Origin of the sequence: Hydrogenophaga sp. RWCD_12 (genome assembly GCF_046604225.1) — a bacterium.
Classification (GTDB): domain Bacteria; phylum Pseudomonadota; class Gammaproteobacteria; order Burkholderiales; family Burkholderiaceae_C; genus Hydrogenophaga.
The window spans coordinates 1,472,685-1,487,239 of sequence record NZ_JBKIXC010000001.1; the positions used below are offsets into that span (position 1 = coordinate 1,472,685).

Here is a 14,555-nt window from a genome sequence, read left to right on the forward strand (position 1 = left end):
ACAAGGAATCGCCATGAAAGAAGGCATTCACCCCAACTACCGCGACGTCTGCTTCGTGGACCTGTCGAACAATTTCAAGTTCGTGACCCGTTCGTGCGCGAACACCAAGGAAATGATCAAGCTGGAAGACGGCCGCGAGCTGCCGCTTTTCAAGCTGGATACCTCCAGCGAATCCCATCCCTTCTACACCGGTACCCAGAAGTCGGTGGACAACATGGGTGGTCGCGTGGAGAAGTTCCGCAACCGCTTCGGCAAGAAGTAATCGGACCGATCGCTTCTTCGGGCCTGTGCCCGGGACAGAAAGGCAGCCGGTCTCCGGCTGCTTTTTTTTCGCCTGGACCCACCTGAAACCCCCTGTATATTTGCCGCCGTGAGTTCTGCCACCCCCGCCATCGTGACCCAGTCGGCCGTGCGCCGCCTGCCGCGGCTTGCGCTGATGCTGCTGGGGCTGGCGTATGTGCTGCCGGGCTTCCTCGGCCGGGAACCCTGGAAAAACATCGACGTGGCGACCTTTGGCGCCATGATGGAGATGGTGCGTGGCAGCAGCGGCTGGTGGACTCCCCAGGTGCTGGGAGCTCCGGTCGATGTGGCTGGTCCGCTGCCCTACTGGCTGGGTGCCCTCTCCATCCAGCTGTTTCCTTTTCTGTCTCCTGACCTTGCCGGTCGCATTCCCTTCGGACTGCTGCTCGCATTGACTCTGGTCTGCACCTGGTACGCGGTCTACCACCTGGCGCGGCAACCGAGCGCTCAGCCGGTGGCCTTTGCATTCGGTGGCGAGGCCGATCCGATCGACTACGCCCGGGCGCTGGCGGACGGCGCCCTGCTGGCCCTGGTGGCTTGCCTCGGTCTGGCGCAGATGTCGCACGAGACCAACCCCGATGTGGCGCGGCTGTCGATGGTCAGCGCCATCCTTATGGCGGCATCTCGCATGGCCCTGCCCGCCACTCGAAGGCCCTGGCTGGCGCTGCTGCTCTGGAGCGGCGGGACGGTCGGGCTGGTCTTCAGCGGTGCGCCATGGATTGCCTTTTCACTGGGCGCCGGACTCGCCGCGGGCGTCTGGTACACCCGTACCCGACAGGGCGCTGACAATACGCGGGAAATCAGCTGGGTGATTGGCATGCTGGCGCTGGTGGTGGTGCTGGCCGCGACCACCGAGCAGATTCACTGGCCGGCCAATCTGGCCCCGCCGCTCGAGCTCGATGACTGGCAGCGCTGGGGGCGCCTGCTGGCCTGGTTCACCTGGCCGGCCTGGCCGCTGGCACTCTGGACGCTGTGGCGCTGGCGACACCAGCTGCTGAGCCCGCACGTGGCGCTGCCGCTGTGGACGGCACTGGTGAGTGTGGTCAACAGCGCCATCAATCCCGACTTCGACCGCTCGCTGTTCCTCGCACTGCCTGCCATGGCGGCGCTGGCATCTTTCGCGCTCCCCACCTTGCGGCGCAGCGTGGCGGCGCTGATCGACTGGTTCACGCTGGTGTTCTTCAGTGGCTGCGCGCTGGTGATCTGGGTGATCTGGCTGGCCATGCAGACCGGCTTCCCGGCCAAGCCTGCAGCCAACGTAGCGCGTCTGGCCCCCGGCTTCTTGCCCGAGTTCTCCTGGCTGTTGCTCCTGCCAGCGCTGCTGGCCACGATTGCGTGGGGCTGGCTGGTGTCGTGGCGCGTGGGACGCCACCGCCAGGCGATCTGGAAGAGCCTCGTGCTGCCGGCCGCCGGCGCCACGCTGTGCTGGCTGCTGCTCATGACGCTCTGGCTGCCATTGCTGGACTTCGGGCGCAGCTATGGCCCGCTCGCGCGACGCATCGCCCGCCTCCAGCCGGAGAACTCGCCCTGTGCGCTGGTCGATGGCCTGGGTCAGGCCCAGATTTCAGCCCTTCAGTTCCAGGGAGGCATTTCTCCGGTGCGTGCGGGCAACGGCGCGGGGGAGAACTGCCGGCTGCTGGTGGTGCATCCCGACAGCCAGCCTTCGCTGGACCGCCGTGTCAAGCTGGTCGACTGGGCCTTCAAGGGCACGGTCCGGCGCCTGTCCGACAAGGAACCCCTGCTGATCTACCAGCGCATCCGGGGCGGTTAACTCGCCACCGAGGCGGCAGGCATTGGCCGCAGCCGCGAGGCAGGCAGCGAGATGGCGAAGGTGGAACCCTGGCCAACTGCGCTGCGGATGTAGACCTGACCGCCGTGGCGTTGCGCCACGTGCTTGACGATCGCCAGTCCCAGGCCGGTGCCGCCGGTTTCGCGCGAACGGCTGCGGTCGACCCGGTAGAAACGTTCCGTCAGCCGCGGCAGGTGTTCGGGTGCAATGCCCGGACCTGTGTCATTGACGAAGAACTCGCACACCCCATCCGGACCACTGCGCCAGCCAGCGCGGATGCGACCGCCCGGCGGCGTGTAGCGCACGGCATTGCTCACCAGGTTCGATACCGCGCTGTAGAGCTCATGGCGGCTGCCAGCGACCTGCAGCGACGGCCCCATTTCCAGCGCGATGTCGTGCACAGGGCTGGCGATCGCCGCAGACAGGCCTCGCGCATCCTGCACCAGTTGCTGCATCCATTCCCCCACATCGGTCCATTCGCCGATCCCGGGCGCCGGACTGCCTTCCAGGCGGGAGAGGGTCAGCAGGTCGTTCACCAGCGTCTGCATGCGCAAGGCCTGCTGGCTCATCAGGGCCAGAAAGCGCTGGCGCTCCTCTTCGTCCAGCGAAAGGCTCTGCATGGTTTCGACGAAACCCGACAGCACGGTCAGCGGCGTGCGGATCTCGTGCGACACGTTTGCTACGAAGTCGCGGCGCATGGCCTCGGCCAGTTGCACCGCGGTGACGTCGCGCGTGAGCATGAGCTGGCGCTGGTCGCCGTACGGGTGCACCTGCAGCGAGATCTTGTGGGGCTGTGAGGTACTCTGGCCAGCGCCATCGATTTCGATTTCGCGACCGAAGTCCCCGCTGTCCATGTAGGCCGTAAAGGCAGGGTGGCGCACCAGGTTGCGCACGTACTGGCCCAGATCGCGCTCAGGGTCCAAACCCAGATGGTGCTGCGCCGTCAGGTTGCTCCACTCGATGCGCGACTGCGCATCGAGCAGCACCACGCCGTTGGGTGAAGCCTGCAAGGCCGCCAGGAAATCCTGCAACCGCCCATCGCTGCTCTGGCCCTTCAACTCCAGCACGCGCAGCCGCTTGCGGGTGCGCTCGAACAACTCACCCCAGAGGCCCGAAAGCCTTGGCGCAGCCGGTGCATCGGCGCGGCTGAGCCAGCGCAGCAGCCTGGCCGCAGCAACCGTATCCCACACCAGCCAGAGCACAGCTGCGGCGAGGACGCCCAGCAGCGTCTGCAGCACCGAACCGTTGAAGGCTCCCCAGGCGCCGCCCAGGGACAGGGCCAGCAAAAGCCCAAGGAAACGCAAAATCATGCCGAATTGTCGTCGCTTCCCTGACCCACCGGCTGGCGGGATGTGATGCGGTATCCGGCGCCTCGCACGGTTTCCACCATGCTGGCCGCATCGCCGAGCGATTCACGCAGGCGCTTGACGTGTACATCCACCGTGCGTTCTTCGATGAACACATGGTCGCCCCAGATCTTGTCGAGCAGGGTGCCGCGCGTGTGCACGCGCTCCGGATGCTTCATCAGGTAATGCAGCAGCTTGAACTCGGTAGGACCAAGCTTGAGCTCGGTGTCCCGGTAGCTGACGCGGTAGGTCGCGGCGTCCAGCGCCAGTTCACCCACCTGCACCGAGTCATTGACGATCTCGGGCGCACGGCGGCGGAGCACGGCGCGGATGCGGGCCAGCAACTCCTGCGTCGAGAACGGCTTGGTGATGTAGTCGTCGGCACCGGCGTCCAGGCCCTGCACCTTGTCGGCTTCGTCGCTGCGCGCGGTCAGCATGAGGATTGGCACGGTCTTCGTGCGCTCCTGCTTGCGCCATTGGCGCGCCAGCGCCGCGCCGCTCTCGCCGGGCAGCATCCAGTCCAGCAGGATCACGTCGGGCAGGACTGCGTCGATCTCGCGCCGCGCGGCCGCGCCGTCGTACACCACCGTCGGCGCAAAGCCGTTGTGGCGCAGGTTGACGGCGATCAGCTCGGCAATCGCCGGTTCGTCCTCGACCACCAGGATGCGGGGGAGCTTTTTCATCGACGGGCCGCCCCAGGATGAGAAAGCGCCCCCTCGGGGGGCAGCGCTCCGAGCAACGCGAGGAAGCGTGGGGGTCTCATGATGATCATCCGACGACCGATTCCACTTTGTCCATCGGGCTGTGCCGCACGTCCTCGCCCTTGACCACGAAGATGATCTGCTCGGCAATGTTTTTCGCGTGGTCGCCGACGCGCTCCAGCGACTTGGCCAGGAACAGCAAATCCAGGCTCGGCGAGATGGTGCGCGGATCTTCCATCATGTAGGTGATCAGCTTGCGCAGGAAGCCGTTGTATTCGCCGTCGATCGCGTCGTCGTCCTTGATGATCGCCAGCGCCATGTTGACGTCCAGGCGCGCGAACGAGTCGAGTGTCTTGCGCAGCATGCCCGCGGCCAGATCGGCCGCCAGCCGCAGCTCGGAGATCGGCAGCGAACGCGGCGAGCCGCTTTCGATGATGGACTTGACCATGCGCGCCACCCGGGCGATCTCGTCGCCGGCGCGTTCCAGGTTCTGCGTGGTGCGCGAGATCGCCATCAGGAAGCGCAGGTCGCGCGCCGTGGGCTGGCGACGCCCGATGGTGGAGATGATGGCGTGATCGATGTTCACTTCCATCTGGTTGATGCGGTGTTCGGTCTCGAGCACCTGGTCGGCGGTCTCCAGACTCAGGTGCACCAGGGCGTACACCGCCTGGTGCAGTTGCGACTCGACCAGCCCACCCATCTCCAGCACATGCGTGGAGATGCCGTTGAGCTCGACGTCGAACTGGCTGGAAATGTGTTTGTCACCCATGTAGTTCTCCCTGATCAGCCGAAGCGGCCGGTGATGTAGTCCTCGGTCTCGGTGCGCGTGGGCTTGAAGAAGATCTGTTCGGTGGAACCGAACTCGATCAGCTCGCCCAGGTACATGTAGGCCGTGAAGTCGCTGCAGCGCGCTGCCTGCTGCATGTTGTGTGTGACGATGGCGATGGTGTAGTCCTTCTTGAGCTCGTGCACCAGTTCTTCGACCTTGCCGGTCGAGATCGGGTCCAGGGCCGAGGTGGGCTCATCCAGCAGAAGCACCGACGGCTTGACCGCGACGCTGCGCGCGATGCACAGGCGTTGCTGCTGACCACCCGACAGGGAGAGACCGCTCTGGTCGAGCTTGTCCTTCACTTCATTCCACAGCGCGGCCTTGGTCAGCGCCCATTCGACCCGGTCGTCCATCTCGCTGCTGCTCAGGTTTTCGTAGAGCTTCACGCCGAAGGCGATGTTGTCGTAGATCGACATCGGGAACGGTGTCGGCTTCTGGAACACCATGCCGATGCGGGCGCGCAGCAGGTTCAGATCCTGCTTCGGGTCGAGGATGTTCTCACCGTAGAAGTTGATCTGTCCTTCGGCACGCTGGCCCGGGTAGAGGCTGTACATGCGGTTGAGCGTGCGCAGCAGTGTGGACTTGCCGCAGCCAGACGGGCCGATGAAGGCGGTGACCTTGTTCTCGGCGATGTCCATCGACACGCTCTTGAGGCCTTGGAACTTGCCGTAGTAGAAATTCAGGTCGCGCACTTCGAGCGCGTTCTTCTCGGTGGTGATCGTGGTGGGCATGGGTAGGTGCCTTTTTGAAGATGGAGGATCAGTGTGCCGCCCGGTCGCGGAAGAACAGGCGGGCCACGATGTTGAGCAACAGCACGGCCAGGGTGATCAGCAGCGCACCGGCCCAGGCAAGGCGGATCCAGTTGTCGTAGGGGCTCATGGCGAACTGGAAGATCACCACCGGCAGGTTGGCCATCGGCTTGCTCATGTCGGCGTTGAAGAACTGGTTGTTCAGCGCGGTGAACAGCAGCGGCGCAGTTTCGCCGCTGATGCGGGCCACCGCCAGCAGCAGGCCCGTCATGACACCGCTCTTGGCGGCGCGCAGCGTCACCATGGTGGCCACCTTCCAGCGCGGCGCACCCAGGGCGAAGGCTGCTTCGCGCAGGCTGCCGGGCACGAGGCGCAGCATGTTTTCGGTGGTGCGCACGATCACCGGCACGGCGATCAATGACAGCGCCAGCGTGCCGGCCCAGCCGGAGAAGCCGCCCATGGTTGCCACCGCGATGGCGTAGACGAACAGGCCCAGCACGATCGAGGGGGCCGACAGCATGATGTCGGTCACGAAGCGGGTCAGACCGGCGGTCTTGCTGGTGTCGCCGTACTCGGCTAGGTAGATCCCGGCCAGGATGCCGACCGGGGTTGCAAACAGCACGGTGCAGCCGACCATCATCAGGCTGCCGACGATGGCATTGCGCAGACCACCGCCCTCGGTGCCGGGCGCCGGCGTGTCCTGGGTGAACAGGTTGGCATCGAGTGCCGACACACCATTGGACAGCAGCACGAACAGGATCCACAGCAGCACCGCCAGACCCAGCACCATGGAACCCATGGACATGGTCAGGCCAATCGCGTTGGAGAACTTGCGGCGGCGGTAGATCGCCTGGTTGAAGTCCTTCATGGTCAGAGTCCTTTGGCCTTTTCGCCGCGGATGATCATCCACTTGGCCAGTGCCAGCACGACGAAGGTGATCACGAACAGCAGGAAGCCCAGTGCGAACAGGGCGGAAATGTGGAAGTCGGCGGCCTCGCCGAATTCGTTGGCCAGGGTCGACGCGATCGACGTGCCCGGAGAGAACAGCGAGGTCGGCATGCGGTTGGCGTTGCCGATCACGAAAGTGACAGCCATTGTCTCGCCCAGCGCGCGGCCCAGACCGAGCATCACCCCACCGATGACGCCCTTCTGCGTGTACGGCAGGACCACACGGCGCACCACTTCCCAGGTTGTGCAACCCAGGCCGTAGGCCGACTCGCGCAGGATCGGAGGCACGATCTCGAACACGTCGCGCATCACGGCGGCCACGAAGGGCAGCACCATGAAGGCCAGCACGATGCCGGCCGCCAGGATGCCCATGCCGTTGGTCGAGCCTCCGAACAGGAACCCGATCAGTGGCATGCCACCCAGCACCTTCTGCAAGGGCACCTGCAGGTAGTCGGCAAACAGCGGTGCAAACACGAACAGGCCGAACATGCCGTAGATGATCGAAGGCACGGCCGCCAGCAGCTCGATGGCGGTGCCCAGCGGGCGGCGCAGCCAGGTCGGGCAGGTTTCGGTCAGGAACAGCGCAATGCCGAACGCCAGCGGCACCGCGATCAGCAGGGCGATGCCCGCGCTGGCCAGCGTGCCGACAATCGCGATCGCGGCACCGAACTCTTCATTGATGATGTCCCATTCGACGTACCAGATGAACCGGGCGCCGAACTTCTGGAACGCGGGCAACGCGTTGACGAAGAGGGAAATCAGGATGCCCATCAGGGCGACCAGCACCAGCAGGGAAAAACCCTGCGTGATCCGGTGGAAAAACAGGTCTTGCAGCCGCTGGCGACGCGCGATCGACTGCATGCGGGGTGCGGCCGACGCCTCGGCCACCGGTGACGTACTCATGGTGATGCCCACGCTCATGTTGGGTCCCCTCCAGGTGCTTTCAAACCGCTGAAAAGGCCCGGGAACCGGCGCACAGTGTGCACCAGGGCCCGGGCCGGGAGGGTGGTGCTTACTTGGCGACCTGGTTCCAGACCTTGGAGCGGATCTGGGCAGTCAGGGCGTCGGGCAGCGGCACGTAGTCGAGGTCGGTGGCCAGGGTTTTGCCCTTGCTGAAGGCCCAGTCGAAGAACTTCAGGGCTTCGGCGGAGGCAGCCTTGTCTTCCGGCTGCTTGTACATCAGGATGAACGAGGCGGTGCTGATGGGCCAGCTGGAAGCGCCCTTGGCGTTGACCATGGACACGCCCATGCCGGGCACGCTGAACCAGTCGGCGCTGGCGGCGGCGGCAGCGAAGGTCGTGTCGTCGGGGCTGACGAACTTGCCATCGACGTTCTGCATCTGCAGGAAGGTCATGTTGTTCTTCTTGACGTAGGCGTACTCGACGTAACCCAGCGCACCCTTGACGCGGTTGACGTTGGCGGCGACGCCTTCGTTGCCCTTGCCACCGACCGAGGAAGCGGCCGGCCACTTGACGGCAGCACCCTTGCCAACGCCATCAGCCCAGGCCTTGCTGACCGAGGTCAGGTAGTCGGTGAAGTTGAACGTGGTGCCCGAACCGTCGGCGCGGTGCACGATGGTGATGTTTTCTTCCGGCAGCTTCTTGCCGGGGTTCAGGGCGGCCAGCTTGGGATCGTTCCACTTGCTGATGGTGCCCAGGAACATCTCGGCCAGCACCGGACCGCTCACGCGCAGTTCACCGGGCTTGAAGCCTTCCAGGTTCACGACCGGGACCGTTCCGCCGATGATGGCCGGGAACTGGATCATGCCGTCCTTGTCCAGATCGGCGCCGGGCACAGGAGCGTCGGTGGCACCGAAGGTCACGGTCTTGGCACGGATCTGCTTGATGCCACCGGACGAACCGATCGACTGGTAGTTCAAACCGGTACCGGTTTCCTTCTTGTAGGCCTCGGCCCACTTGGCGTAGACCGGGAACGGGAAGGTGGCGCCAGCGCCGGTGATGTCGGCGGCGAAGGCGGTGCCCATGGCCATGGTGGCCAGAGCGGCGGCGGCCAGGGTCTTCAGGATGGTGCGTTTGGTGTTCATTCGGGTTCCTCGGGGGTAGGGGAAAAAGTCCACAGCCGCCACTCTAGGGTCGCTCTGTGACATCAATGTGACAAATCGGCGATGTCACAAACCGTGCGCACAGATGCCCCGGTGGCACCTCGGTCATGCGTCACAATCGCCGCACACCTGACCGCCCTCCCCCATGCAAAACGGAACCCTTCTCGCCGCCATCGACCTTGGCTCCAACAGCTTTCGCCTCGAAATCGGGCGTTTTCAGTCGGGTCACATCGAGCGCACCGAATACCTGAAGGAGACCGTGCGCCAGGGCAACGGCCTGGACGAGAACAAGATGCTCAGCCAGGCCGCCATGCAGCGGGGCTGGGATTGCCTGGCGCGTTTTGCCGAGCGGCTGCATGGTTTTCGCAAGCAACAGGTCCGCGCAGTGGCGACCCAGACCCTGCGAGAAGCGCGCAACCGTGACGAATTCCTGGCCAAGGCCCAGACCATCCTGGGTTTCGGCATCGAGGTGATTTCCGGGCACGAAGAAGCCCGCCTGATCTACCAGGGCGTGTCGCACCTGCTGCCGCAGTCGGACGAGCGCCGGCTGGTGGTTGACATCGGCGGCCGCTCGACCGAGCTGATCCTGGGCCAGGGCTACCGGGCCGAGCAGATGGAGTCGTACCGGCTGGGCAGCGTGGCCTGGTCGACGCGCTATTTCGGCAAGGGCCAGTTCAGCCAGGATGCATTTCGCACTGCGGAAATTGCCGCCAAGGCGGTGCTTGACCAGGCGCTGGATGTCTTTCCCCGCTCGCAATGGCAGGTCGCCTATGGCTCTTCGGGCACCGTGGGGGCGGTCGCTGATGTGCTGACGGCCAACGGCTGGCCGGCCGGCGCGGTCAGCCGCGAGGGCCTGGACTGGCTGGTCGAGCGGCTGATCAAGGCCGGCAATGCCGACCAGCTGAAGATGGAAGGCATGAAGGACGACCGCCGGCCGGTGATCGGCGGCGGCGTCAGCGTGCTGAGGGCGGTGTTCGACCTGTTCGGCATCCGCGAGATGCTGCCGGCCCAGGGCGCACTGCGCCACGGGGCCTTGTACGACCTGATCGAACGCGACACCGGCGAAGGCGATGTGCGTGAACGCACGGTGCGCTGGCTCAGCGAGCGCTTTTCGGTCGACGCCGCCCAGGCCCAGCGGGTCAGCGCCGTCGCCACGGGACTGTTCGCCCAGGTCGCCGCGGGCGCTGCGAATGAGCGCTTTTCCCAGAAGCTGGCCTGGGCCGCGCGGCTGCACGAGATCGGCACCCACATTTCGCATGAGCGTGCCTACCACCACGGCGCCTACATCCTCGACAACGTCGACGCGCCCGGCTTTTCGTTCCCGGAGCTGCACCGCATGAGCCAGCTGGTGCTGGGCCAGCGCGGCAAGCTGCGCAAGCTGGAGGTCGAGCTGGCCGACGAGCTGTTCGCCAAACAGCTGCTCTGCCTGCGTCTGGCCGTGATCCTGTGCCACGCGCGCCGGGCGCCAGAGCACGAGCCGCTCAAGCTGTCTTACAAGACTGGGGCCTTCCGGCTGGTGACACCCGAAGGCTGGTCGCGCAAGTTTCCCCAGTCGGCCTGGCTGCTGGGCGAGGAACTGCTGGCCTGGCAGAAGTCGGCCTGGAAATTTCAGGCCGACATTCGTTGAAAGCCGCACACCGGCGTCGACCGTGTGCGACGCCGGGGTCCAGCGCTGAGTGGGTACTGACGGAAATTGGTGCGCCGACCCGGTAGGATCGGGCCACAAAGCCCGCACGGGCGACAAAAAGCGGGCAACGATGGCATTGATAGTGGTGGCGGAAGACGACGCCGGAACCTTGCGACTGATCGAGGCGACGCTGCACCTGCAGGGGCACACGGTGATGGCCGCCAACAATGGCCAGTCGGCCTGGCTGACGATCCGCCAGTGCCAGCCCGATCTCGTGGTCAGCGACATCAACATGCCGGGCCTGTCCGGCTTCGAGCTGCTGCGCGAAGTGCGGGAAAACCCCAGCCTGAACCAGACGCCCTTCATCCTGGTGACCTCGATGCAGGAGCGCGGCGACATGCGCCAGGGCATGAACCTGGGTGCCGACGACTACCTGACCAAACCGGTGCACCCGACCGAGCTGGCGCAGGCCGTCTCGGCCCAGCTCAACCGCCAGGCGATGCGCGCTGCCGCGCGGGAACTGGTCGTCAAGGATGCCGTGACGCAGGCGCTGGAAGACCAGGCCTGGACCCTGCAGGAACAGTTTGAGAAGCGGCTCGCTCGCGAACTGAGCGAACAGTGGCCCGGGGAGTCGCAAGGCAGCCAGGAAACCCTGCACCCGCAGGCCACGATGCTGTTCGCCGACCTGCGGCACTACGGCAACTGGCTCTCGGCGCTGGAGCCACCACAGCTGGCCCGGGTGCTGCAGCGCTTCTACGAAAGCAGCGGCGACACCGTCCATCTGTTCGGTGCCAGCTCGGTGCATTTCGTGGGCGATGGCCTGCTGACCCTGTTTGCCGACCAGCCCGGCACCACCGCGCGGCACGGACTGCGCGCCGTCAAGGCCGCGCTGGGGCTGCGCAACGCGGCCACGGCCATGAAGCCCTGGCTGCGTCAACAGTTCCCCGGCAAGGACCTTCCCCGCTTCGAGGTCGGCATCGCGCTGCACACCGGCCCGGTGGCGATGATGCGGCTGGAAGGACTGCTGGGCGGCACGACACAGCTGCTGCCGGTGGGAGAGACCGTGGTCGACACCCTGGCCATCCAGCGTCACCAGCAGGTACAACACCCCATCACGGTCACGATTCCGGTGCTGCGCAGCGTCACCGGTGCCGTGCAGCCGGTGGCGCGCCAGGTCATCCAGTTGCCTCACCGGCGGGTGGCGATCGAGGTGTGTGCGGTCGACCCGCTGCCGGCGCATTGAGCATGGCGGGCGATCCATCCTCTGCGGCGCCTGCGCCCCAACGGCGGCGTCTGTCGCTGGGTCCGAGCCTGATTGCGGCCCTGGTGCTGTCGGCCCTGCTGCCGGCGCTGCTCGTCTCGTGGCTGCTGTCGTCCAACAGCTCGCAGGCCATCGACACCCTGGCCGAGAACGCCATCAGCCAGGCCGCCCACCGGGTGGATGTCGGGGCGCTGGCCCACCTGGGCGAATCGCACACCGTGGTCAACGCGCTGGTGCCGCCCGTGACCACCAGCGGAGCCGAAGCCGAGCGCACCCGCAACTGGCTGCACGACACGGCAGCTTTCGAGCTGATGGCCTACGCGCTCACGCAGCAGTCGCCCAACGTGCCGTACCTGTATTTCGGCACCACCGACGGCAGCTTCTTCGGCCTGGAGCGCGAAGAAGGCCGCTTCGTCGTGCGCGAGATCCTGCCGGGCGATAGTGGACGCCGCCACTATGAAATCACCGAGCCGGGCGACCGCAGCCGCCTGATCAAGACCGAGACCACGGTCTACGACCCGCGCAAGCGCCCCTGGTACCAGCTGGCCGCCAGCACCGGCAAGCGTGTGTTCACCGACGTCTACCGGTCGGCGGTCAAGAACCAGTTCGACCTGACGCTGGCCCAGCCGATCTTCGACGCCGACGGCAAGACGCTGCTGGGCGTGATGGCGGTCGACATGAGCCTGGCGCGCCTGACCGACCTGATCCGCAGCACGCGCATCAGCGACCACGCGGTGACCTACCTGGTCGACGGCCAGGGGCGCATGGTCGCCTCGTCGGTCGACGAGGACCTGAGCACGCTGGTCAACGACAAGCACCAGCGCATCACACCACTGCAAAGCCGCGAGGCGCTGGTGCGCGAGTCCTACGCCCAGCTGTTCGCGCCGGACCGTCAGGCATCGAAGGGCGAACAGGGCCTGGTGCGGCTGGAAACCGGCAGCGACTGGCTGCAGCGACTGGGCCTGACCAGCAACCGCCTGATCGCCCTGCACCGGCCCTTCGGCAGCAAGTACCAGCTCGACTGGCAGCTGGTCGTGGTCGCGCCGGAGCAGGACTTCACGGCCCATGTGCTGCAGGCGCGGCAGTGGGCCCTGCTGGCGATGGCGGCGCTGATCGGCTTTGGCGCGCTGGTGGCTTTTCTCGTCGCCCGGCGCCTGTCGGCACAGTTCCGGCGCCTCAACAAGGCGGCCACCCTGGTCGGTACAGGCAGCGTCCCGCCAGTCCAGGAAAATGCACCGTTCCGCGAGGTCTATAACCTGTCGCGGGTGATGCACGACAGTGCGGCGAAGCTGCAGGCCTACAACCGGGCGGTCAAACGCAAGAACAAGGCGCTGCGCGAAGCCACGCTGCTGCTCGAAGAACGCGTCCGGGTGCGCACCGCCGAACTTGCCACCTCGCGCGAAGAGGCGCTGGCAGCGGTCAAGGCCAAGGCCGGCTTCCTGGCCGTGATGAGCCACGAGATCCGCACCCCGCTCAACGGCGTGGTCGGCATGAGCCAGCTCCTGGGCGACACCGGCCTGAACCGCTCCCAGAAGGAACTCCTGGGGGTGCTCAAGGTGTCGAGCGAGCAGCTGCTTTCGGTGGTCGACGACATCCTTGATTTCTCCAAGATCGAGTCCGGCAAGCTGTCGCTGGAGCACCTGCCGATGGACCTGCACGCCGCGATCCGCGGCGTCTGCGACATCGCGCGGCTGAAGTCCCAGGAGAAGGGATTGCAGCTGCGGGTCGATCTGCGGCCGGACCTGCCGCAGGCCATCGTGAGCGACATCACCCGCCTGCGCCAGGTGCTGCTGAACCTGCTGTCCAATGCCGTCAAGTTCACCCACCACGGCGATGTCACGCTGCGCGCCTGGGTCGAACAGGCGGGCGATCCGATGACGCTGGGTTTCAGCGTGAGTGACACCGGGGTCGGCATCTCGCCGCAGCGCCTGGGTGAGCTGTTCCAGCCTTTCTCGCAGGGCGACACCTCGACCGCGCGGGTGTATGGCGGCACCGGCCTGGGACTGATGATCTGCCGCTACCTGGTCGAACGCATGGGCGGCAAGATCCAGGTCAACAGCCAGACCGGCGTCGGCTCGACCTTCTCGTTCACCATCCAGACCAGTCTGGCGCAAGCCGGCGACATCCCGTCGACCACCGTGCCCGAGCTGCGGCTGGCGGTGGGTTCGTACCGCCTGCTGGTGGTCGACGACAACCTGACCAACCTCAAGGTGGCGTCCGCCATGCTGACCCGGCTGGGTTACCTGCACGACACGCGCGACAACGGGCTGCGCGCGGTGGAGGCGGTGGAGCAGGCGCAGCGCGAGCACCGGCCTTACGCGCTGGTGCTGATGGACAGCCACATGCCCGAAATGGACGGCGCCGCCACCACGCTGCAGATCCGCGAACGCCTCGGGGCCGACGCCCCGATCGTGCTGGGCGTCTCGGCGTCGAGCCTGCCCAACGACCGCATCCGTTGTCTGGAATCGGGCATGTCGGACTACCTGGCCAAGCCGCTGGAACTGCACACCCTCGGCCTGGCCCTGCAGCGCTGGCTGGGCGACAACGAAGCCCTGGGGCCGGAGACCATGACCGGCGCGCCCCTGCTGCCCGCCGAAGCCAAGGTAGCCCCCTGGATCAATGTCGAGCGCTGGGCGATGCTGGGCGAGTTCGACAGCGGCGCGGGCAAGGTGCGCAGCGCCATCGTGCAGGACTTTCTGGCCGAGCTGGACACCCGCAAGGGCGAGATCCACCGGGCGATGGCCGCACGCGATCACCAGGCGCTGGGCAACGCGGCGCACCAGCTCAAGGGGGCGGCTCTGAACACCTGCGCTTCACGGCTGGCGCAGGTCTGCGAGGCGCTGGAGATGCGTTCCCTGGTCGAAGACCCCGAGGCCTTCGCCGACGACGGCAGCCTCGATCAGGTGATCCAGGGCACGCGCGAGGCGCTGGAAGCGGCCTGAG

12 protein-coding genes are annotated in these 14,555 nt (G+C 66.1%); 5 read left to right on the forward strand and 7 right to left on the reverse strand.

From position 1 onward, the window contains the following. Positions 1–13 precede the first annotated feature (13 nt). Both ACLIJ1_RS06745 and ACLIJ1_RS06750 read left to right on the forward strand, forming a co-directional pair. Positions 14–262 (forward strand): type B 50S ribosomal protein L31, encoded by a 249-nt coding sequence (locus tag ACLIJ1_RS06745; protein WP_411364702.1) that lies wholly within the window; start codon positions 14–16, stop codon positions 260–262. A gap of 108 nt (positions 263–370) precedes the next feature. After that, entirely contained in the window at positions 371–2,071 is a 1,701-nt protein-coding gene (locus ACLIJ1_RS06750) for an ArnT family glycosyltransferase (protein ID WP_411364703.1), read from the forward strand. Here the strand turns inward: ACLIJ1_RS06750 and phoR are convergent. The 7 genes from phoR to pstS all read right to left on the reverse strand — a co-directional run bounded on the left by phoR (position 2,068) and on the right by pstS (position 8,706). After that, complete coding sequence (phoR, locus tag ACLIJ1_RS06755; RefSeq protein ID WP_411364704.1) at positions 2,068–3,399, reverse strand: phosphate regulon sensor histidine kinase PhoR; 1,332 nt, start codon at positions 3,397–3,399, stop codon at positions 2,068–2,070. The two genes, ACLIJ1_RS06750 and phoR, sit on opposite strands and share 4 nt — an antisense overlap. After that, on the reverse strand, positions 3,396–4,118 hold the full coding sequence (phoB, locus tag ACLIJ1_RS06760; protein WP_411364705.1) for a phosphate regulon transcriptional regulator PhoB: 723 nt from the start codon (positions 4,116–4,118) through the stop codon (positions 3,396–3,398). Before phoB ends, phoR begins: the two co-directional genes overlap by 4 nt. A gap of 85 nt (positions 4,119–4,203) precedes the next feature. After that, a complete protein-coding gene (gene phoU / locus ACLIJ1_RS06765) occupies positions 4,204–4,905 on the reverse strand; it encodes a phosphate signaling complex protein PhoU (RefSeq protein ID WP_411364706.1) in 702 nt (233 codons plus the stop codon). A gap of 14 nt (positions 4,906–4,919) precedes the next feature. Continuing rightward, entirely contained in the window at positions 4,920–5,696 is a 777-nt protein-coding gene (pstB, locus tag ACLIJ1_RS06770; protein ID WP_411364707.1) for a phosphate ABC transporter ATP-binding protein PstB, read from the reverse strand. Positions 5,697–5,724: 28 nt separating this feature from the next. Next, the gene (pstA, locus tag ACLIJ1_RS06775) at positions 5,725–6,582 is read right to left on the reverse strand and encodes a phosphate ABC transporter permease PstA (RefSeq protein ID WP_411364708.1); all 858 of its coding nucleotides are present in this window, start codon (positions 6,580–6,582) and stop codon (positions 5,725–5,727) included. Between the two features lie 2 nt (positions 6,583–6,584). Beyond that, positions 6,585–7,583, reverse strand: coding sequence for a phosphate ABC transporter permease subunit PstC (gene pstC, locus ACLIJ1_RS06780; RefSeq protein WP_411364709.1), 999 nt, complete (start codon positions 7,581–7,583; stop codon positions 6,585–6,587). A gap of 91 nt (positions 7,584–7,674) precedes the next feature. Continuing rightward, positions 7,675–8,706, reverse strand: coding sequence for a phosphate ABC transporter substrate-binding protein PstS (pstS, locus tag ACLIJ1_RS06785; RefSeq protein ID WP_411364710.1), 1,032 nt, complete (start codon positions 8,704–8,706; stop codon positions 7,675–7,677). A gap of 163 nt (positions 8,707–8,869) precedes the next feature. On the opposite strand from pstS, the gene ppx reads away from it, so the two are divergent. The 3 genes from ppx to ACLIJ1_RS06800 all read left to right on the forward strand — a co-directional run bounded on the left by ppx (position 8,870) and on the right by ACLIJ1_RS06800 (position 14,554). After that, positions 8,870–10,351, forward strand: a complete 1,482-nt coding sequence (ppx, locus tag ACLIJ1_RS06790; protein WP_411364711.1) for an exopolyphosphatase — start codon at positions 8,870–8,872, stop codon at positions 10,349–10,351. 130 nt (positions 10,352–10,481) lie between these two features. After that, entirely contained in the window at positions 10,482–11,594 is a 1,113-nt protein-coding gene (locus ACLIJ1_RS06795; protein WP_411364712.1) for a response regulator, read from the forward strand. Between the two features lie 2 nt (positions 11,595–11,596). Continuing rightward, entirely contained in the window at positions 11,597–14,554 is a 2,958-nt protein-coding gene (locus tag ACLIJ1_RS06800; RefSeq protein WP_411364713.1) for an ATP-binding protein, read from the forward strand. The last annotated feature ends 1 nt before the right edge of the window (position 14,555 follow it).

Excerpts from the sequence above, each read along its gene's own strand:
- phoR (WP_411364704.1), bottom strand. The coding sequence starts at position 3,399 with ATGATTTTGCGTTTCCTTGGGCTTTTGCTGGCCCTGTCCCTGGGCGGC.
- pstS (WP_411364710.1), bottom strand. The coding sequence starts at position 8,706 with ATGAACACCAAACGCACCATCCTGAAGACCCTGGCCGCCGCCGCTCTG.
- ACLIJ1_RS06745 (WP_411364702.1), top strand. The coding sequence starts at position 14 with ATGAAAGAAGGCATTCACCCCAACTACCGCGACGTCTGCTTCGTGGAC.
- phoU (WP_411364706.1), bottom strand. The coding sequence starts at position 4,905 with ATGGGTGACAAACACATTTCCAGCCAGTTCGACGTCGAGCTCAACGGC.
- ACLIJ1_RS06800 (WP_411364713.1), top strand. The coding sequence starts at position 11,597 with ATGGCGGGCGATCCATCCTCTGCGGCGCCTGCGCCCCAACGGCGGCGT.
- ACLIJ1_RS06795 (WP_411364712.1), top strand. The coding sequence starts at position 10,482 with ATGGCATTGATAGTGGTGGCGGAAGACGACGCCGGAACCTTGCGACTG.
- ppx (WP_411364711.1), top strand. The coding sequence starts at position 8,870 with ATGCAAAACGGAACCCTTCTCGCCGCCATCGACCTTGGCTCCAACAGC.
- phoB (WP_411364705.1), bottom strand. The coding sequence starts at position 4,118 with ATGAAAAAGCTCCCCCGCATCCTGGTGGTCGAGGACGAACCGGCGATT.
- pstA (WP_411364708.1), bottom strand. The coding sequence starts at position 6,582 with ATGAAGGACTTCAACCAGGCGATCTACCGCCGCCGCAAGTTCTCCAAC.
- pstB (WP_411364707.1), bottom strand. The coding sequence starts at position 5,696 with ATGCCCACCACGATCACCACCGAGAAGAACGCGCTCGAAGTGCGCGAC.
- pstC (WP_411364709.1), bottom strand. The coding sequence starts at position 7,583 with ATGAGCGTGGGCATCACCATGAGTACGTCACCGGTGGCCGAGGCGTCG.